Origin of the sequence: Thalassospira sp. A40-3 (assembly GCF_015871485.1) — a bacterium.
Taxonomy (GTDB): domain Bacteria; phylum Pseudomonadota; class Alphaproteobacteria; order Rhodospirillales; family Thalassospiraceae; genus Thalassospira; species Thalassospira tepidiphila.
Map to the genome: position 1 here is coordinate 1,118,140 of NZ_CP065428.1, position 20,714 is coordinate 1,138,853.

The 20,714-nt window shown below is 53.9% G+C and carries 14 protein-coding genes; 8 read left to right on the plus strand and 6 right to left on the minus strand.

What is annotated here, in order from left to right; all coding sequences use genetic code 11:
• Window positions 1–68: 68 nt before the first annotated feature.
• On the minus strand, window positions 69–1,418 hold the full coding sequence (locus IT893_RS05055) for a flagellin (RefSeq protein WP_197147056.1): 1,350 nt from the start codon (window positions 1,416–1,418) through the stop codon (window positions 69–71).
• A gap of 471 nt (window positions 1,419–1,889) precedes the next feature.
• Between IT893_RS05055 and IT893_RS05060 the strand changes: the two genes are divergently transcribed.
• From IT893_RS05060 to IT893_RS05080, 5 genes are all read left to right on the plus strand, one after another.
• Complete coding sequence (locus tag IT893_RS05060) at window positions 1,890–2,414, plus strand: RNA polymerase sigma factor (RefSeq protein ID WP_197147057.1); 525 nt, start codon at window positions 1,890–1,892, stop codon at window positions 2,412–2,414.
• 75 nt (window positions 2,415–2,489) lie between these two features.
• Entirely contained in the window at window positions 2,490–3,554 is a 1,065-nt protein-coding gene (locus IT893_RS05065) for a FecR domain-containing protein (RefSeq protein ID WP_197147058.1), read from the plus strand.
• Window positions 3,555–3,680: 126 nt separating this feature from the next.
• Complete coding sequence (locus IT893_RS05070; RefSeq protein ID WP_197147059.1) at window positions 3,681–6,068, plus strand: TonB-dependent receptor; 2,388 nt, start codon at window positions 3,681–3,683, stop codon at window positions 6,066–6,068.
• A 78-nt stretch (window positions 6,069–6,146) separates the two neighbouring features.
• Window positions 6,147–6,557, plus strand: a complete 411-nt coding sequence (locus tag IT893_RS05075) for a hypothetical protein (RefSeq protein ID WP_197147060.1) — start codon at window positions 6,147–6,149, stop codon at window positions 6,555–6,557.
• Window positions 6,558–6,650: 93 nt separating this feature from the next.
• On the plus strand, window positions 6,651–7,055 hold the full coding sequence (locus IT893_RS05080) for a GFA family protein (protein ID WP_197147061.1): 405 nt from the start codon (window positions 6,651–6,653) through the stop codon (window positions 7,053–7,055).
• A gap of 52 nt (window positions 7,056–7,107) precedes the next feature.
• Here the strand turns inward: IT893_RS05080 and fhuB are convergent, their stop codons facing one another.
• From fhuB to IT893_RS05100, 4 genes are read right to left on the minus strand one after another with little or no spacing between them, the layout of a single operon-like run.
• The gene (fhuB, locus tag IT893_RS05085; RefSeq protein WP_197147062.1) at window positions 7,108–9,129 is read right to left on the minus strand and encodes a Fe(3+)-hydroxamate ABC transporter permease FhuB; all 2,022 of its coding nucleotides are present in this window, start codon (window positions 9,127–9,129) and stop codon (window positions 7,108–7,110) included.
• Window positions 9,129–10,061 (minus strand): ABC transporter substrate-binding protein, encoded by a 933-nt coding sequence (locus IT893_RS05090; protein ID WP_197147063.1) that lies wholly within the window; start codon window positions 10,059–10,061, stop codon window positions 9,129–9,131. Before IT893_RS05090 ends, fhuB begins: the two co-directional genes overlap by 1 nt.
• A 12-nt stretch (window positions 10,062–10,073) precedes the next feature.
• Window positions 10,074–11,039, minus strand: a complete 966-nt coding sequence (locus IT893_RS05095; RefSeq protein ID WP_197147064.1) for an iron-siderophore ABC transporter substrate-binding protein — start codon at window positions 11,037–11,039, stop codon at window positions 10,074–10,076.
• A gap of 42 nt (window positions 11,040–11,081) precedes the next feature.
• Window positions 11,082–11,858, minus strand: a complete 777-nt coding sequence (locus IT893_RS05100) for an ABC transporter ATP-binding protein (RefSeq protein ID WP_197147065.1) — start codon at window positions 11,856–11,858, stop codon at window positions 11,082–11,084.
• A 304-nt stretch (window positions 11,859–12,162) separates the two neighbouring features.
• On the opposite strand from IT893_RS05100, the gene IT893_RS05105 reads away from it, so the two are divergent.
• From IT893_RS05105 to IT893_RS05115, 3 genes are all read left to right on the plus strand, one after another.
• On the plus strand, window positions 12,163–13,053 hold the full coding sequence (locus IT893_RS05105) for an SMP-30/gluconolactonase/LRE family protein (protein WP_197147066.1): 891 nt from the start codon (window positions 12,163–12,165) through the stop codon (window positions 13,051–13,053).
• A 181-nt stretch (window positions 13,054–13,234) separates the two neighbouring features.
• Window positions 13,235–14,815, plus strand: a complete 1,581-nt coding sequence (locus IT893_RS05110) for a YbaY family lipoprotein (protein WP_197147067.1) — start codon at window positions 13,235–13,237, stop codon at window positions 14,813–14,815.
• Between the two features lie 245 nt (window positions 14,816–15,060).
• Window positions 15,061–17,613, plus strand: coding sequence for a response regulator (locus tag IT893_RS05115; RefSeq protein ID WP_197147068.1), 2,553 nt, complete (start codon window positions 15,061–15,063; stop codon window positions 17,611–17,613).
• An 89-nt stretch (window positions 17,614–17,702) separates the two neighbouring features.
• Here IT893_RS05115 and IT893_RS05120 read toward each other — a convergent pair whose 3' ends face one another.
• Window positions 17,703–20,639, minus strand: coding sequence for a response regulator (locus tag IT893_RS05120; protein WP_197147069.1), 2,937 nt, complete (start codon window positions 20,637–20,639; stop codon window positions 17,703–17,705).
• Between the last annotated feature and the right edge of the window lie 75 nt (window positions 20,640–20,714).

The following is a 20,714-nucleotide window of genomic DNA, read 5'->3' on the forward strand; positions in this document are numbered from 1 at the left end:
GAACGATTTTCGTTCGGGCCATTGTTGCAACAGGTAGGCACGTCAAAAAGTTTGTCGGATTTGGTCCGTTAGCCTTGCAGCAACCGCAGCAGGTTTTGCGGCATCTGGTTGGCTTGGGCCAGCATGGCAACACCGGACTGAACCAGAATCTGTTTGGATGTAAAGGCCGTCATTTCGGCGGCAACATCCAGATCAAGCAGGGTGGAACGCGCCGATTCCGTATTTTCCTGCGTCGATGCAAGGTTCTGGGCGGCAAAGTCCAGACGGTTCTGGGAGGTACCGATTGCGGCACGGGCGCGCTGCAAGTCGTCAATCGCACGCGTTACGACTTCGACTGCGTTCTGGGCGCCAGCAGCAGTGTTAATCGCATTAGCACCCAGATCCTCGAGCGTTTCCTGACCGATACCAGATGATCCCAGTACCGCAGAATCAACTGCGCTCAAATTAATCGAAAGACGATCATTGGCGGTGTTGCCGCCACCGACCTGGAACTCAATTGTGTCGGAAAGCTGCTGGCCCGAGTCCTCTTCCATGAAAAAGAGCTGACCGGCGGATGTGTCGACGCCAGTTCCCATGAAATCGGTGTTAACCGAACCAAAGCCGAAATCATTGGAACCTGCGGTACCAGCCCTAACATAATCAACGGTGTCGGAGAAGTTGGTGTTTACCGTAATTGAAAGACCCAGCTCATCAAAATTGAGCACCGTGTTCTCGCCAGCAGCAATGGATCGTGACCCGCCGGTCGCGGCAAAATCGGTGATATCAATTGACTGGGTCCGCTCGATAGAGCCATCAATCGCGGTAAGTACAGTCATGATGACCTGCTCGCCGGAACCTTCGTTAATTCTTATCTCTAAACCGTTATCGTCGACACCATCTGCAGCTGCGTCCTGTGCCCAGTAATTGTTGTCCGTGATCGCGAACCGGTCAAAACCGAAAGCGGGCGTGAGCGCTTCATTGTTGGTGGCAGGTGTGAGATTGATTGCAACATCACCCCCATCGCCAAGCAGTTGAATGCCATTGAAGTTGGTCGAAGACGCGATCCGGTCGATTTCGTCACGCAGTTGGACGAATTCGTCATTGAGGAAACCGCGTTCGGTATCTGAAAGGTTGCCAGAGGATGCCTGGACAGCCAGGGTCTTCATACGAACGAGAACATCATCAATGGTTGCCATACCGCCATCAGCGATCTGGAGCATCGAGTTGGCCTGGCCAACGTTAACGCTTGCTGTTTTGAGAGCCTGGGTGGTTGCGTTCAAACGCGCACCGATGGCCATGGAGGCCGCATCGTCACGTGCAGAAACAACACGGGTACCAGAAGACAGTTTCGACAGCGAACGGGTCGCCATCTCGTCAGAAGCAGACAAGTTGCGATGCGCAACATTTGCCGCATAGTTGGATATAATGTTGAGTGCCATTGGATTTCCTACCTGGAAAGTGGCGATGGTTTACTACGTGTAAAGTTCGCAATTAGTGATAAAGCTATAGTAACAACTATAAGTAAAATATCCTCTTGTCGAGCGAAATCTAATTTATACGACAGATAAACAGTAAGATCCTATTCTTTAGAGTAGGTTATGGGCGGGTTTTTCCGATGAATAGGGTGCGAAATAATGCCGTTCTGAGGCCGCATGTGGGGTTTCTGTGCCGGGACTCGCCATTCTGTCATTGGAATAGGTCCGCCACAGAGTTGAGCTTAAATCGGCAGTTGTTGTGTGGCCAACACAGCAAGATTGTCAGATAGCGATGCTGGTTTTCAATCCCGGGACTTTCCCACGGGGAATGGTCGAAGGGGCCTATGCTTTTTGAATTGACGTATGGTCAGGATTGCCTATAAGCATAAACGATAATGATAACAGTTATCATTATCGAATTCTGGATGTGCAGCTATGGCGGTCTGTGACCGTTCCTGGGATAGTCTTTATCAGCAATATCATGACCGTTTGTTGCGACAGGTGCAGAAATATCTGCCGGCACGCGACGAAAGCCAGGATGTGTTGCAGGATCTTTATGTGCAACTGCGCCATCGCGATATTGACCCGGCTGACATTGCCAATCCGCCGGCCTTTCTGATGCGCATGGCGACCAATCTGGCAATTGATGCCGTGCGTCGTCACAATCGCAATCCGGTTGAATTCACCGACCCGGCTGAAATCAGCGAGATGGATGGCGCCGGCAGCCAGTCCGTCACCCCCGAACAGATCAGTTCAGATCGCCAGCGGCTTGAGATCATCCGACGTGCGATTGATGATCTGCCGCCGCGCTGTCGCGAGGTGTTCTTGCTGTGCAAGCGCGATCATCTGAGTACCGTGGAAGTGGCCGAACAACTTGGGATCAGTCGCAATATGGTCGAAAAGCATTTGCGTCAGGCGCTCGGACATTGCAAACAGGTGCTGGCGCGCCATGAAAATTAAACATCCTCTTTTGCACGGCCCGTTCGTCAAACCTACAACAGCCCCCTCCGTCAGAAGCCGGGTAACGACACTGCCATGACCGAATTCCGCTATCCCGACGACTGCCAAAGCAATGACGACATTGCCGATTACTGGGCTGTACGCCTTGATGATGTGCAACTATGTGCCGCTGAAGAAATCGCCTTTGAACACTGGCAGGCGGCGGATCCGAAAAACCCTGCACGCCTGATCCGGGCGCGCCAGACATGGCAGGGCATGGAAATCGCCGCAGCAGAATTTTCAGACGATGAAGACCTTTCGATCGGATCGCGCAAACCGGGTGATAACACCGGCTTTGATAGCGAAGCCGTCCGGCGTGATCTGGAACGATTGGGTGCGCTTGAAGGCGGCAACAGTCGCCTGCCGGGCATGCGATCGGCCAAACGCCGCGCCCGTCCGATGTTGGCGATTTTTACCATTCTGTTGCTGGTGGGCCTTTGGGGTTATTCCGCGTTTCAACCTGATGCCGACCTGATTGCGGCCAGCACTTCTGGTGTTGTCGGTGAAGTGCATGAACTATCAGATGGATCACGCATCTGGATGGAGCCGGGCACGCGTGTTGCCTTGGCCTATGGCGATCAGTACCGTGATTTGACCGTCCTTGAAGGCGGTGTATTCATCGAAGTCGCCAAGGACAGCACAAGACCGCTTCGTATTCATCTGAACAAACTGACGGCAACGGCGGTTGGCACGGCATTCAGCGCCTCCAAATGGGGTGGGCATGTCCGGGTCGAGGTATCCGAAGGCACGGTCAATCTTGAAAGCCGCACTACAAAACTCGCCCGCCTGACTGCCGGGCGGGCATCCTGGCAGGATGCGGATGGCGACATGCATTACGGTATGGTGGCATTGGATCGGGTTGGCGCGTGGCGCGATGGTCGTTGGGTGGTCAATGACATGCCGATTGATGAGTTGTTTGCCCGTCTTTCGCCTTTGATGGACGGTATCAGCTTCGTGCGCGATCCGCGCTTGGGCGATATCACTGTTTCGGGCAGCTTCGATCTGACCAAACCGGACGGGGCCTACGGTGCCATTCTTGCGGCCTATGGTCTTACGGACCGCGCTGTTCCGGGCGGGTTCAGAATAATTTCAAAAAAATAGAAAATTTCACCTCCTCATTTCGCGGCGGTGTTCGTCATGAAGATAATAGTGATTTGCATTATTATTCTCATGCGAAGGGGTTCGAACTTGAATATCGTGACTTTTGGGGAAACCAGAAAATTCGGAATGTCCCGTCTTTTGGGCACGACGACACTGTTTGCCACACTGATGATTGCATCGGTCCCGCACGCCTTGGCGCAAACCGCATCTGACACCGCACAGCCGGTAACGGTCGCCGCCGGGGATCTGCGCACCGCCCTTGATCAGGTTGCCGATCAGTTTGGTTTGCAGCTTGTCGTGCAGGGTGATCTTTCTGGCATCGAAAGTGGTGCGCTGACCGCTGACATGTCCGCCCGCGAGGCGTTGAAAAGCTTGCTTTCGGGCAGCGGTTACGGGTTTGAATTTGTCTCTGATGACAGCGTCATCATCAAGCCTCTTACGACTACCACCGGCGATGCACAGGGCCAGGTGATCCTGCCCGAAGTCGTCGTGACCGCCACCCGTTCGCGCAGATCGATTGCCACCATGTCGCCGTCGGTTGTGGTGATCGGCCCTGATCAGATCGAAGCCCAATCCGCCAAAAGCAGCGACATCACCAATGTCATTCGCAACAATGTGCCGGGCTTCATGTTTGATGATCAAAGCCTGATCTCAAGCACCGAAACCTTCCGTGGCCGTGATGTGCAGGTGCTGGTTGATGGGATTGCGCGCAACACGCCGCTACGCAACAGCAGCCGTATCCTTTCAATGATCGACATCCAGCAAGTCGAAAGCATCGAAGTCATTCCGGGCTCAAACGCGATGAATGGCGATGGCGCAACCGGGGCGACCATCAACATCATCACCAAGACCGGCGAAGTCGGCAAAAACGTCTTTGTCTTGGATGCCCATGCCAAAAGCTACACGGATGATATCGGCGACAGCTTCTCGCCTTCGCTGACCCTTTCGGGCAGTGGTGGTTTTGGTGCGGTTGATCTGGCGGCCAGCGTCACCGGTTCGAAAACCGGTAATGCCTATGACGGTTACGGCAATCAGGTGCCCTCGGATGCGATGCTCGGGCAGGGCGGGTTCGATAATGCCGAGGACCTTAATGTCTTTGGCAAGGCGGGTGTCACGCTTGCCGAAGGCCATCGTCTGTTTCTATCCTCGGAAGTCGTGCGGTTCCGTCAGGATATTGAATACTTTTCAGATCTGACCACTGACCCGGTCTCGGTGAACTACGATAATCCCTACAATGGACAGCCGCTCGAAGAGGAAAGTCAGTATTTCACCGGCGGTTACGAATATGACCTTGGCAAGATCGGTACAGGTGATCTGAAGCTGTTTTACAACGACAGCTACAAACAAGCCGCTCGTGCCGAACGTTCACGATACAACACTGCATTGATTGCGCTTGCGGACAATCCAACGGTGGTCGATCCGCTTGGTCAGTCGGTTATTGATACGAAAAAATACGGGGCAAAGCTCTCGACCGACACCGGTCTTGATGCTGCTTATGAGGGCCTGACCCTGACCTGGGGTGGCGACCTGACTTTTGACGATGTTAAATACGAAACCGTAGGTGGACGCAATATCGGCGCTCCTATGGAGCAAGAAGGCTACGCATTATTTGGTCAACTCAGTGCGCCAATCACGCAGTATCTCGATCTTTCAGGTGGCGTCCGCTACGAAAAATATGACCTCACGGTAAGCGACTTCACGCGACCCAACTATATTGCGGGAGCGATGACAATTGCGGCGGCAGACTTCACCGGAGGCAGTGCAACATACAGTGCAGTAACCTACAATGCATCTGCAGTGGTTCATTGGACAGAACGGTTCGACACATCGCTTAGTTACAGCGAAGGATTCTCAGTGCCAGATGTTGGCGCTTATACCCGTCGCGCGGGTGAACCAAGGACCTCTGTTCCTTTGAACTTTGCCAACATTGATGTTCAAGCCTCCAAGGTCAAAACCTATGAACTGGCAGCCCGGTATGATGGTGCTGACTTCCGTACAACGGGTGCGGTTTATATGAGCACCAATGACTTCGGTAACAATTATGATGCCACCAACAACAAGCTCAGCCAGGAAAAGGAGCGCATCATCGGTGCTGAACTGACCGGCGAATATGACATCTCGGACGAGACCTATATCGGGGCGTTGGCATCCTATGTCGAAGGCCGTTATGACACCAACGAAGACGGCGATCTGGATAGCTGGCTTCCCAATAACCGCATCCCGTCGCCGTTCCGCTTTACCGGTTATGTCGATAGCTACGTTTGGGGTGATCTGAACATGCGCTTTGACGGGACCTATACGGCGGGTCGTTACAAGATCGAAGATGCCAAGATCAAGCCGAGCCTTGTCTTCAACCTGTCGGGCAACTATCCGCTGCTGGGCGGGACGGCGCGCTTCGGGATCGAGAACATTTTTGATACCAGCTACGAAAATCCGGCGGCAACCGCCCTTCGCGGCTATTCGGTTGCCGGGCATGGCCGCACTGTATTGATCGGTTATCGCCGCGAATTCTGATGACGGCATCTCCATCGGATAGACCCATTAACGGCCCGGCGGTTTTCCGCCGGGCTCTTGCGCGTAAAGGAAACCAGTATGTTTCGATCAAGCAACCCGGCCCCGGATATCGTCCTGTTTGAAATGATTGATCGGCAAAGTGATGCGGATGGTAAGGCCTATCTTGCCGCACTTGAGGCACTGGCCGCCCGCCGCGATCCGGCCATTCTGATTTTCCGCGTGGCGGGATTTGCCGATCAGGATCACGAAATCCGCAAACAGGCGGCCATCTGGTTCAAGCAAAACCGCGACCGGTTGAACGTCTTTGCCAAGGGCCTGATCCGCGTCGATGAGGGGCACCATCATGGCGATGGCGCGGTTCACCGTCACGATGAAGAGGACCCGGAACAAAGCAATTTTGCCCGGATGCTGCCATTCCCCGTCAAACATGTTGCATCGCTTGATGCCGCATTTGCCCTTGCCCGTGATTGGCCGCCGTCGGACCGCTAACGGGTCGGGGGCCTGAATGCAGATCCGGGCTTGGAATGTGATAAATGTTCATGTTATGTTCTTTTTGAAGGGCTCACATAACAGGATTTAAAAATGATCAAGGGAAGCTGCCTGTGCGGCAAGGTTACGTTCGAAATTGCCGGCGAACCATCATCGCTAAGCTATTGTCACTGTTCGCGCTGCCGCAAGGCGGCGGGTGTGTTTTCCGCGGTGGTGATTGGCAAGGCGGATGATCTTCATATCTTGACGGGTGAAGAGGTGATTGGTCGCTATAAGGGGCCGGACGCAAAGTTTGACCGCTGCTTTTGCAAGGAATGCGGCACGTCGCTGGGTGATTTGTCTTCGGGCGACATTTACGTTGTGGCGGCATCCGCCCTTGATGATGATCCGAAAATTCGCCCATCCGTGCATATCCATACGGCGTCGAAGCCCGACTGGTATGACATAAAGGATGATCTGTTGAAGTTTGACGGCGACTACATCCCGCCAAACGGCTAACGCGAACAGACCAGATTTCGACAGGCGTCATGAAGTGCCGTGACGCCTGTGATCACCGTTTGCGGATCGCAAGGATCAGGAAGTAGCTCGTGCCGATCAGGGCGGCGATCAGGCCGGTCGGCAATTGTGCTGGATAAATCATGTTACGCGCCAGCCATTCGGCAATCATCATCACATTGACCCCGATCAGAACAGCACCGAGCAAATGACCACCCGCAAGGCGATATCCCGCCACGCGCGCCAGATGTGGCGCCATCAACCCGACGAAGCTGAGCGGCCCGACAAGAAGGGTTGCGCTGGCGGCCAAGATTGCAGCAAGCAGCATCATGGCAAACTGGAAGCCGGAAATCCCAAGACCCAAGGACACGGATTGATCCGTGCCGAGTGATGCCAGTTCCAGCGGACGACGAAGTGCAATCGCCACCACCAGAAGCACACCGGTGACACCGGCAACAATCATCACCTCGTCCATATTGGTGAAATAGGTCGTCCCGGCCAGCCACGACATCAGCATCGATGTCTGCGTGCCGCCGCGGGTCAGAACAATGCGGACAATCGCGCCCAAAATGGCGGTCATCGCAAGACCGTTGAGTAACATGTAATGCGGCGCGTGGGTGAATTTGCGACAAAGGGCAAGCAAGACGAAAAGCGATGCAATCCCGCCCGCGGCCCCGATCACCATCAGTTCCGCGCGCTGGCCAAATCCGAAAATCGCCAGTGCCATGATCATGGCAAGGGCCGTTGCCGAACTGACCCCGGTGATTTCGGGGCTTGCCAGCGGGTTACGCCCGACACGCTGAATAAGCGTGCCCGAAACCGCAAGGGCGGCGCCGCAAATCATCGCGGCAAAGGTCCGTTCCGAACGGCCGATCAGGATATCAAAATTACTATCCTGCCAGCCCAGAACGACAAAACCATTGCCATCCAGCGAGACGAACAATGAAAACACCACACCGATGACAAGGCTGAGGGAAAGCGCAATCGAAAGGGCGGTTTTGGACACGATCTGTTGATCACTGTGATGATCGTCGCTTTGACTGCCGGGCATGATGCGCGCCTTGCGCAACATGAAAATGATGAACGGTGCGCCAAAGAGTGCGGTGGCGGCCCCGGTTGGCAAGGGATCGCCGCCAAACTCGTTAAACTGGCGCACCAGAAAATCAATCACGACCAGCGCAAAGCCACCGGTGAAAACCGAATAGATCATCAAATCGCGCGACCGCGAAAGTCCGGCAATCCGCAGGGCCGCCGGAATGGCAAGCCCGACAAAGCCGATCATGCCTGCGGCCGAAATCACCGAAGCGGTGATGAAAACGGCAAGACCAAGGATCAGCAGTCTAAGAACCGTAACCTTCGCGCCCAGAGAACTTGCCGTGTCGTCGCCAAGGGCGAGAAGATCAAGCGGGCGCGACAGGGCCAGAATGGCAATCATGCCAATCAGCACACGCGGCCAGACAAACTGCGTATCCTCCCAGCCATTCTGGGCCAGGTCACCAGCCCCCCACATGAAGATCGATTGCAGATATTGCTCGTTAAACAGCAGGATGATCTGCGATCCCGACTGCAACAGCAGATTGACGATCATCCCGGCGAGAATGAGCCAAAGTGTTGCATTGCCGCGATTGGCCGCAATCAGATAAACCGCCGCCAGCGCAATCAAACCCCCGGCAAGGGCAAAGGCCTCCTGAAACATGGCAAGCGATGCCGGGGCCAGCAGGACAAACAGGGTCAGGGCAAATTCAACGCCCGCCCCGACGCCAAGGGTCGTGGGTGATGCCAACGGATTGCGCAAAACTGTCTGGATGGCCGCACCGGCAAGCGCCAGGCCCGCCCCGCACAGAAACGCCATCGCAAGGCGGGGCAGGGTGCTGTAATGAAACAGGATCTGGTCAAAATCGGTTTCATCCGGGCTGAACAGGGCCTGCGTGACCTGCCCATTGCCAAGATGCGGCCAGAAATCAATTACCAGCACGGCAAGGGTCAACAGTCCCAGAATGCCTGTCAGGATCGCTGGAATGGACAGCGTCCCGGGAAAGCCGGATCTGCCTGAGCCGTGAAGTGCCGAGTTACTCATTATTGCGGGCCGTTTTCAATGGTCTCGGTCAGGAGTTTGGCAAAACGAAGCCCGGAGGGCACCCCGCCATAGGCCCAGACCACCGGTAATTCATAAACCCGGTTGTTGCGGGTGAAATCCATCACCTTCCAGATCGGGGAATTCAGAAGTTTATCAAGCACAATTTCGGGCACCGGATTGGTATAGACCAGCGTTTCCTTGGCATAGGGGGCAAGTATCTCCAGCCCGCCACGGCCAAAGCCCCACTTGTTGACTTCCCCGTCATAGGCAACCGGCACGCCCATTGCTGTCATCACCGAACCGGGCAGGGAGATATCGGCAAAGATCCCGACATTGCTTTCATCAAAGAAGAACACAACGTTGATTGTCTGATCGGGCCCTATGGCCGTTTTGATGCGGTCGCCATACTTGACCAATTCCTGATCAATATCGGCCAGATATGCTTTGGCCTCTTCCTCGCGTCCGGTGGCCTTGGCGATTTTGCCAAACACCTCGCGCGCGGTTTCAAAGGCTGGGCGCTTGCCATCAAACAGTCTGAGTTCCAGAACCGGCGCAATCTCGGCCAGTTTTTCATACGACATTCCGAGATCGGGCACGGAAATGATCAGGTCCGGCTTTGACGCACGGAGCGCCTCCAGATTGGGCGATGAACGCTGGCCAAGGTCAACGAAGTTGTCTGGAAGATCAGGCTTGGCAACCCAGTCGACGTAATCTTGCGGGTCGGCAATAGCGACCGGATCAAGGCCAAGGGCAATGACGCTTTCGGTAAAGGCCCAGTTGATGGTCGCCACCCGCGTGGCCGGGGCATCAAGGCGCAAAATGCCGCGTTCATGTTCGATCTCGATCGGATCGGCGATGGCGGTTGACGCATGTGCACCGATCAGGGCAGCACACAGCAAAATCGGGCAGATAAGCGCGCGAAGGATGTTCATGCCAGATGTCCCTTACGAACCGCTTGCGGCGGTGTCAGTATTCGTAACCGCATCGGCCAGCAATTCGGCAAAGCGTGCCGCGGACAATACCCCGCCAAAGGTCCAGCTTGCCGGGATGGCATGGACGTGGTCGTTGCGCGCAAACGGCATCGCTTTCCAGATCGCGGAGTTAAACAGGGTTTCGCGTGTGGTCGGTGCGATCGGCTCGACATAGGCGAATTGCACATCGCCCATTTTGGCCAGATCCGACACATCGCCATTATGAAACGCCCAGCCATTGACATCCCCGTCCCAGGCATTGGCAAAACCCATGCGACCAAGCACGGAGCCAAACAGCGATGTCTTGCCATGAATGCGGAAATGCGATTCATCAAGAATACGAACAACAGCGAATTTCGCATCATCGCCGACATGATCGCGGATGCGCTTGGCGGCGGCCCCAATCCGGGCATTGACCGATGCAATGACATCCTCGGCGGCGTCCGGTTTACCGGCCAGTTTGGCGACATTGCGCAACAGGGTTTCGGCCCGGTCAATCGCGGGCTCATCACTGCCGGTATTATAGATGGAATAGACAAATGTCGGCGCATAGCCAGACAGTTTTTCATGGGCCATGGCGACATCGGTGCTGATCAGGATGGCGTCCGGCTTGGCCTCGCGCAGGGCTTCAAAGTTCGGCTCCCGGCGGGTGCCAAGGTCGGTGAAGCTTTCGGGCAGTTTCGGTTCCACCACCCAGGCACGGTATCCATCAGATTCCGGGATCGCCACCGGATCAATGCCCAACGCGATCAGGCTTTCGGTCAGGGCCCAGTTGGAAACCGCAAAGCGGGTCGGGTGGGTATCAAGGCTGATCTCACCCAACTCGTGGGTAAAGGTTTCCCCGGCTATGACGGGCTGGGGCGTTGCAAATGCGCCAAGCGTACCGGCGACAAGCAAAAGGCGCGCCGCAATGCTGCCAATCCAAGGTTTTGATATCATGATTTCCCTGATCCCTGTTGATGTGGAGACGTGCGCAAGCAGCTAGGCGACATAGCTTATGAAGCGGTCCGGGTTGCTGAGTTTGATGACGTCGATATCGGTCTGGAAAATATCGCGCAGCGTATCGCCATTCATGAAATCGTGCGGCGTGCCCTGCCAGCGGGTGCGCCCGCCGCGCAGTGCCAGAATGTGATCGGCAAAGCGCCCGACCATGTCGATGTCATGCAAGACGGCAATCACGGTCAGATTGTTCTGATCCTTAAGGTTGGCGACCAGTTGCAAAATGTCGCGCTGATGACCGACATCAAGGGCCGAGGTCGGCTCATCAAGCAGCAGCACCGGTGCATCCTGGGCGAGCAACATGGCAAGCCAGACCCGCTGGCGTTCCCCGCCCGAAAGGCTTGCGACCAGACGGTCGGAAAACTCCGTCACGTGGGTTAGTTCCATCGCCCGATCGATTTTGGCGTGGTCTTCGTCGCGATAACGGCCAAACGCGCCGCGCCATGGATAGCGGCCAAAGGCCACCAGTTCGCGCACACTCAAATGCGGTGGGACAACCGGGTTTTGCGGAAGGTAGGCGACCTTGCGGGCGAAATCGCGTGTGCCATGATTGGCAAGGTCCTGTCCGTCGAGTGCGATGGCCCCGGATGCCGGTTTGTTTTTGCGCGCCAGAAGCTTGATCAGCGTGCTTTTGCCCGATCCGTTATGGCCGACAATCGCGCTGAACACCCCGGTCGGGAAGCCGACCGTGATGTTCTCAAGCAGCGTCTTTGGCTTTTTGCCATCACTTTTGAAAGCGACGTCTTTCAGGTCGAACATGGACGGAAACTCATGCGCCGGGAAATGGAAACTGCGCCATCGCCGGATCGCGGCAAGCAGGCGCGCTGTAAAGTCTGAGAATGCTTATCAATTACTTTCTCTAAATGCAACCGAGTTGCGATTGCAGCCTGCGGAAAATTAAAGCAGCCGATCCAATCATCATATAAAATTACTTTTCAGCGGGCATCATTCCGGTTAGCAATGAAAGCTTATAATTTTGATCGCATCGGGCGGTTTGCCGCGATAAGAATGGTCATACAATTACAAGGCGCCAAAACAGACGCGCCGCGATCAGGGAGAACCCATGTCTAACGTAAAAACCGTTTTGCCAAATCTGCGATGCACACTGGGGGAAGGCCCGCATTGGGACGCCGACGATGGCGTTCTGTACTGGGTTGATATCGTCGGAAAGACGGCTTATGCGCTCCGCCCGGATGACGGCGGATCGCGCAGCTGGGTATTTGATCAGCCGGTTGCCGCCATCGTGCCGCGGCAAAAGGGCGGGCTTCTGGTAGCCCTTGCTGACGGGTTGGCCTTTCTGGATCCGGACAGTGGCAAAACCACCCCGTTTGTCGCCCCCGATGGCGATCATCCGGGCAACCGATCGAACGAAAGCCGGGTCGATCCGATGGGCCGTTTCTGGATCGGGACCATGCAAAACAATATCGGGCCGAATGGCGAAGACCTGCCGGTCACCATTTCCACCGGGACGCTGAACTGTGTCACGGCGGACGGCGAGACATCGCGTTTTGGCGAAAATATCGGGATTTCCAACACGCTGTTGTGGTCGGCCGATGGCACAAAGATGTTCTTTGGCGATACCATCACCAATACGCTCAATGTCTATGACTTTGACATGAAAACCGGTGTGCCATCCAATCCCAAGGTCTTCTTTGGCCCGCAGGATCGCGGCAATATGGATGGCTCGGCGATGGATGCCGATGGCTATATCTGGAATGCGCGGTGGGGCGGGGGATGCCTGATCCGCTTTGCGCCGGATGGCAGTGTTGATCGCATCATCGAACTGCCGGTGACCCAGCCGACCAGTTGTGTGTTTGGCGGCCCGGACCTCAAGACACTTTATATCACCTCGGCCGCGGTCGGGTTGGAAGGCAATGGCAATCCGCTTGAAGGTGCGCTGCTGTCGATCCGCACAGAAGTCGCCGGCCAATTGTGCCACCCGTTTACCGGCTAGGCTTTTTTCGTCAGGATTGCATCGCCTTACGTGCAAATCGCGCCAAACAGCCCCTTGGGTGCTCTAAATCGGGTAATTGGCGCGATTTGCCCATTTTTGGCCTTGGTTTTCAGTATGTTTGGCGTCACCATTATGTGGTGGCAGAATACATCACCAAAAATACGAGCAAGCCGGGGTTAAAATGAAACCTGTTACCGCCGCAACCATGTGGGCAAGGGCGCTTATTGCCTTTGGCGTTGTCGCAATATTGTCGGGCTGTGCCGCCCTGCAATCACCAAGCAACAGCGTCACCGGATCGGTCAGTTACCGTGAACGGATCGCACTTTCGCCGGACAATACCTTCCTTGTTGTGCGGTTGCTTGATGTCTCGCGTGCTGACGCGCCATCGGTGGAAATCGCATCGCTGCGCCAGCCGGTGGCAAATCCGCCGATGGTTTTCATCCTGCCCTATGATCTTGATGATATCGAGCCGCGTCACAGCTATGCGGTCGAAGCCAAAATCGTCAATGCCAATGGCGATCTTCTGTTTCGCAACGATCAAAGCTACCCGGTCCTGACCCGTGGTGCGCCAAACGACGTTGATATCGTCGTTCGCCAGGTGCCGCGCGTTCAGGGTGATGGTGCGCGTAACGGCGATGGATCGGATGTGCCTGACGACATCGCAGCGATCGAGGCCAAACTGGCCGACATGCGCGTCATTCCCGGCCAGTATTCGGCATCGGACCACACCGTGACCTACAAGGCCTATGTCACGACGGATGGCGAACCGCTTCTGGTTGATGAACATCGTGACCTTGGTGATTACGGATCAAGCGACGTCAAACTTTATTACCGCAACGGTCAATTGCTGCGCTTTGCCGAGGACGCCAAACGGGTCAATTACGGCGGGGAGCAAAGCGACGCACCGCTGCAATACACCCTGACACTTGATTTCGCCCAGGGGCGCTTTTCAAGTGGCACCAAAACCGTCAACGGCACATCCAGCCAGCCCGATGAACATGAAATCAGCGGTGCATTGTCGCAAAGCAAGGTGGCACTCAGCCGGATCGAGGCGATGTTAAGCCAGCTTAACAGCACCCCGGATCCGATGACCGGCCCGGAATTGTTTATCTGCGATGATCAAAGCCGCTTTGCCGTGACATTCGATCATGACGCGGAACGCGCCATTGTCGAAATGCGCGGACGCGAACCGATCAGTCTGGCACAGATGCCGACCGGTTCGGGATATGGTTATGGCAATGACATGTACGAATTGCGGGGCAAGGGGGCCGATGCAATCTGGACAACGCCGTCGGGCGATTTCCATTGTGCGGTTTCATCGATGCCGGTCGAGGCCGCAAGCCTTGCCCTTGCACCGGGTGATTTCCCGGTGGTCTCGGTTGCCGAGCTTAAAAGACAGGGCGATGGTATCTGGACGCGCTATTTCGATGACATGATGCCCGCCATCACCGCCTGCCTTGCCAAAAATCCCGGTGATCTGGTGTCGGTGCTGAAAGCCTGGCCGATGGATCATGGCATGGTCGGTGTCCGCACCATCAATGGCAGTGGCGGGCGTTATGATTGTCTGGTGCCGTCTGATGGCATGGGCACGGTCCATACCGAACAGGTCGAAACCACGACCAACATTCTCCCAGGCGAAGACGTCGTACGTTTTACTCCGGCGAATGGGGCGTATCCAAACGGTAAGTGTTTTAGCCATGAACGCCTTGAGCAAGATGGTGTCTTTGTCGGTTGGTTGTCGCAGAAAGCCTGCGAACAGTAATTGCCGACGACGTTTCATATCCGCCTTAACAAAATGTCCGAGTATTGGAAAATGCTCGGCCATTTTGTTGGGTATAGGGGTAAGTTTCATTTCAAAGACGCAAAGTCGATTCGTTCAATGTTCAAGGCTAAACTATTCTTATGAGTGTCTTTTAATTGATCTGCACAATGCCATATAGAATCAGGGAGACAATTTTTCGGTGGCTATATGATGTATGGGTTGTGTTCTCTGAGGGGGGGCATGAGATGTCAAATTGTGTGAAGCAAACCAGGATCGTCATCGCGACCTTGGCCGTCGCATTGGCTGCGATTTCTATCGCTGCGCATCTTGTCTTCTCGCCCGGGACCAGCGATTTTCTGATTGCAGCCATTGTGATTCTGGCGGGACTGTCAGTCTATTCCAGCATGCGTGGTCGAAACTTCGCGTTGGGTCAGCCTGAAGACGCCGAAATGACAACCAGGTATTCCGATCTGGCGACTTGCGTAGACATGGTTCCAGCGCCAGCCTTTGTGATTGATGAAACCCACTTGATCATTGCGTGCAACAACTTTGCCGAAAAGGTGTTTGAGCGATCCCGGTATGCTTTAGAGGGCCTTGAGCTCGGGTTTTCTGATCAAGGGCGTCCTCATCGAGAGTTTTTTACGCAGGGTGATGACGACAGCCGGGATTGGTGGTCAATCCGTCAACAAACCCTGCTGTTGGCAGGGCATGAAGAAACAACTGTAAATGCGCTGATTGTCGCACTTACACCGGCCACGCATTTGGACCGGTATGCCTTGGTAGTCATTACGCCTGCGAAGTCGGACGATATGCCAAGCTATGAGCCGGTATCAATTAGTGTCCAGCCCACCAGTCGTTTGATTGATGACGACAAGTTGCTACTACGCGAGTTGAACTTTGACATGCGGTCACGGTTCCAAAGTGCGCTGGGTGTACTTGATCTGATTGCCGCGAATGTCCCAAATCGGGAAAGCCAGCGTTACATCGGCAGCATTCAAAAGACCTATCGAGAGACCGTCGATTGTTTGGACTCACTTGTGTCTTTCTTCGAACTTGATCTAACGGTTTCAGATGGTGGATTTCAGACATTCGGCCTTGATGAGTTGCTCAATGATGTCGCCTTTGGGCTTGGACTGCGCAAGGATATCGAAGAAAACGAAGTGCTGTTTGATACGGATCGGAGTGTCGAAAAAGCCATTCGCTATCATAAGGAACTTCTGGCCAAGGTGATTTATCACCTCGTTTTGTATGTGGTGGGTACTGGCAGGGGTAAAACCGTTCTAATCCGGGTAAGACTTTCCGATGAAACTGATGCAAAGCCGGTCTTGACCATAGAAGTGCTGACAAAGGATCAGGTTGGGGAACGTCAGGTTAATGACATTGACCTTAATTTGGAAATTGCTCGGCGTGTTGCTTCGCGGATTGATGGTGAATTGTATCTCGGTCACCAGAGGCAGGATTATTCAGGATGCTTGTTCCAGGCAAACATCGAAGGAATAGATGAGTTTAATTCAGGGCTTGTTATTCCAGCGCACCTTAAAAACCTGCAGGCATTGATTGTTGATGATAATGAAGCATCGCGTGCGGTGTTCGAACAACTTACATCAGCACTCGGCTGGAATGTGGATGTTGCGGCATCTGGCGAAGCCGCGATGCATATGATCCGGTTCCAGCAAGGTGTCAGGAAAAACTATGACGTGATCCTGATTGACTGGCGTATGCCGGGTTTGGACGGTTGGGAGACAAGTAAGCAAGTCCGCGCGATGAAAGATAACGGCAGTACGCCGATCATTGTGATGATCTCGGCCCATAACAGATCATTTCTTTCCAAAAATATCGAAGACCGCGGGCGCGTTCTAAATGGCTTTTTGACTAAGCCGGTTACGTTGACGATGTTACTTGACGCGGTCGCCGATGCCACGGCGCATGTTCAAGAACCGGTCATTGAAGGTAATGATCCGTCGATTGAAGCCGAACCGCTTGCGGGTAATACGGTTCTGGTTGTGGATGACAATCAGATGCACCGTGAAGTTGCCAAGGAGTTTCTGGTCCGTAATGGGGCCAAGGTGCACAGCGCTTCGGGGGGATATGAAGCCATCAGCAAGGTTCAGAACGGTGGTGATCAGATAGACGTCGTGTTAATGGATGTCCAGATGCCGGATCTGAACGGATATGAAGCGTGCAGTCGCATTCGTGATCTAGGTTATCAGGACATCCCCATTCTGATGATGACGGCAAACAACACATCAGAGCTGTATCACAAAAGCCTTGAGGCCGGTGCAAATGACGTCGTCATAAAACCATTCGTGATGCGCGAGATTGCCTCGGCCTTGTCCGAGCATGTTGGACACGCACGTCGCAGCCGTCGTGCGCGGGCCAAACAGCTGGTGTCGGTTGACGTTTCGCAAGTCGCCGAAGCTTTGGGCTTTAATACTGACGTGATTGACCAGCATTTTGAGGGGCGGCTGTCAGGATATGTCAAATCGCTTCGAACATTTGTCGAAGATGCAAAGCGATTTCTCAAGAAGATCGAACGCGTTCCGACAGGACGCCAGCTTGAGGATGTGGTGCGCGAAATTCGCGCGCTTGGCGGGATGATGTCCATTGCCGGCGCGCCAGATGATGGTCAACGTGCGAAACAACATGCAGAGGAATTACTACAGATTTTGAGCAACGCAAACCAAAGCGAAGCGGAACAGAAGGCTGTCCTTGCGTGTGTCCATGAACTGGTCCAGTCACGACTGTCAGCATCTGAACGGTTTTTGTCTCGTCTTGAGAAGGATCTTGAAGACGTATAGCCGGTTCGTGTCCACCTTACATTGGTAGGGTTGTTGACGTACCCGGTTTGGTCAGAGTGCAATGGTTCTGAGCTACGCGAGCTTGAAACTCAGGCTCTTTGTTGGAGCGTGCGCAGGACTGAGAGTGTTTCTTCAATCACGATATCGAACCGTTCCAGCAGTTCTGCCACAGCGTCCAGATCATTAGCATTGCTGAGCCGTTCAAGATCACCCGAGGCAACGGTAATACGACTGGCGGCGATTTGGGCGGACGATCCTTTCATGATGTGGAACTGCTCCCCCAGGGTATTGGCATCACGTTCTTTTAAAGCCTGACGGATTTTCAACTGACAGTCACGGGCTTGGGGTTCGAAAAGTCTGCATAAGTGATCATACAAATCCATGTTCCCTGCAGTCAGGCCGTGGACTTTGCTCTCATCATGCAACGGGGCATCGGCCCAGTCATTATGTGATCCATCCTTTAGGCTCTTCTGATATGTTGTGGCCCCCGCAAGGTCATCAGGCTGTGCTGTTGGCTCAAAATCAATTGCGCTGAGAGCGCGCGGTGCGTGCTGAACAATTTTCGAAACAATCAGTTCAAAATCAAACGGTTTGCCGACGAAATCATTCATGCCTGCTTCGCGGCATTTTTGTTGTTCATTTTCCAATACGCCGGCGGTCAGTGCGATGATTGGCAGTTCAAGCTCAGGATATGTAGCACGAATGCGTTGCGTTGCTTCAATTCCCGTCATTTCAGGCATCTGAACATCCATCAAAACGATGTCGAACTTGCCGTTTTCAATCGCGGCAACGGCTTCTACCCCATTGACTGCCAAATGAACATTCGCGCCCAAAGAGCACAATAAATCCTTGGCGACTTTCTGATTGATCGGATTGTCTTCTGCAACCAGAATTTCATAACCATCAAGGGTTTCATTCGCCATGTTCCTTGCTGATGGACTACCGGGCCGAATAGCAGAGCTTGCGCCACTGACAGCAGTTATAGCGTTAAAGAAAGACGAACCGGTGACCGGTTTGGTCAGTAGTTCATACTCGTGACCGTCTGCTGTTTGTGACAGTAACTCGCGTTCATAAGCAGTTACCATAATAATGGATGGCATCTTTACCAGCTTGCTTTCTGGCAACCGTTTTATGGTTTGCAGGCCGTCAAGTTCAGGCATCTGCCAATCAATCATCAGAATGTCATAGGGCTTTGTCGCGTTGACGAGCATATCAATAGCGGATTTCCCATTTTCCGCCGTGTCTGCGTCGACAAACAGGGACTGAGCAATGGCTTGAAGAGCTTCACGCGTTTGCGCGTGATCATCAACGATCAAAACCCGAATGTTTTGATGTTCATCATCAAATTTCAGCGGCGGCGCAATGTGACTTGGTCCATCTTTGAGAGGCACTTTAAGCGTGAAGGTTGATCCTTTGCCCGGCTGGCTTTGAAGTGTAATGTTTCCGCCCATTGCCAGCGCCAATCGGTTGGAAATCGCAAGCCCCAGTCCCGTGCCGCCAAATTTGCGGGTTGTGGATGCATCCGCCTGCGTGAAAGGATCAAAGATTGACTGTTGCTGGGCTTCGGGGATGCCAATGCCACTATCCACAACCGAGAAGCAGATTTGATCAGATTTCTCGTCACTTGCTTCTTTACGCACTTCGAGGCGGACATAGCCGGACTCGGTAAACTTGATCGCATTGCTGATCAGGTTAACAAGGATCTGTTGAAGGCGATGAGAATCCCCAACGACCGAACGCGGAACATCCGGTGCCACCTTGATCACGGTTTCAACCGGCTTGTCATTGACAGACATCGACATGATCGACCCGACATTATCAATGACGTCCGGGAGAACAAACGGCTCGGAATCCAGAATCAGTTCATTTGCTTCGATTTTTGAGAAGGTCAGGATTTCATCAATCACGCCCAACAGGAATTTCCCGGAAAGCCCGATCTGACGGACATATTCCTTTTGCTGTTCTTCAAGCGGCGTTCGTTTGAGAAGCTGTGTCAGACCGAAAATTGCATTCATCGGTGTTCTGATTTCGTGGCTCATATTTGCCAGGAAATCGTCTTTGATGTTGGCCAGCCTTTCTGCGTCGCTTTTGGCGATCTCAAGCTCGCTATTGATGGTTTTGAGCTTCTCGTTATAACGCTGCGTGGCGATGCCGCGCAGATGGATGAACCACAGAATCGCAACCATAAAGACCATGACAACGATGGATGCGATTGTCATGCCAGACGCGAACACCTGCCAATATTGCATGGCATACTCGTAGGGTCGGGATGTGGAAATTACCAGACTGTCATGAAACACACGTTCGCCAACACCAAACCTGACTTGTCCGGTAAATACGTTGGCATAGATTTCGGCAACGTGACCGTCAGGTGAGTTGGCAACATCGGTATAAATCTCGGCATTGGCCATCGACTTGCCAATCATCTCTTCTTTTGCTGGCTGCCGAGCGACGAGGTTAAAGTTACGATCCAGTAAGGTGACGTAATCGACTTCGTTTGCAGATTGGGCGATCCGGTCAATCATCGTGCCTGGATCAATCACCGTTGAAATCACACCAACCAGTTCTCCGGAAGGGGCGCGGATCGCGCGTGATAGCGAAATTTGCCATCTGCCATCGACAAGGTTCTTGACCGGCCCGGAGAGGAAACGTTGCGCTTCGCCACCACTTAAGAAGAACTGGACGTAGTCGCGCTCCGAGAGATCTACGTCCGGCGCAGGAAAAGTACGCGACGAATGTATGATCCGCCCGTTTATGTCAGTAATGCCAAACACTCGAACAATATCAAGCGCATCCGCCGCCTGTTTGAGAAGAAGGTGCTTTTCACGTGCGGAGTAGCGATTGTCATTGGCAATGCTGCCAAGCGCGGTCAAGGTTGTTTCAACCCCGATCATTTGTTCTTCGACCTGGCGGGCATAGCCATCAAGCAAGGTCGACAGTGTGCGTAACTCGCGCTGTTCGGCATTCTGCGCCAATGGGAAATGCACATAATAATTGAAGCCCAGGACAAGAAGCGCAATGGTCATAGCCGCAAACGTGACGGGCAAGCTTTGAGGGCGAAAAAAGGCCAGCTTTAAAGCATTAAGCATCGAACATATCCG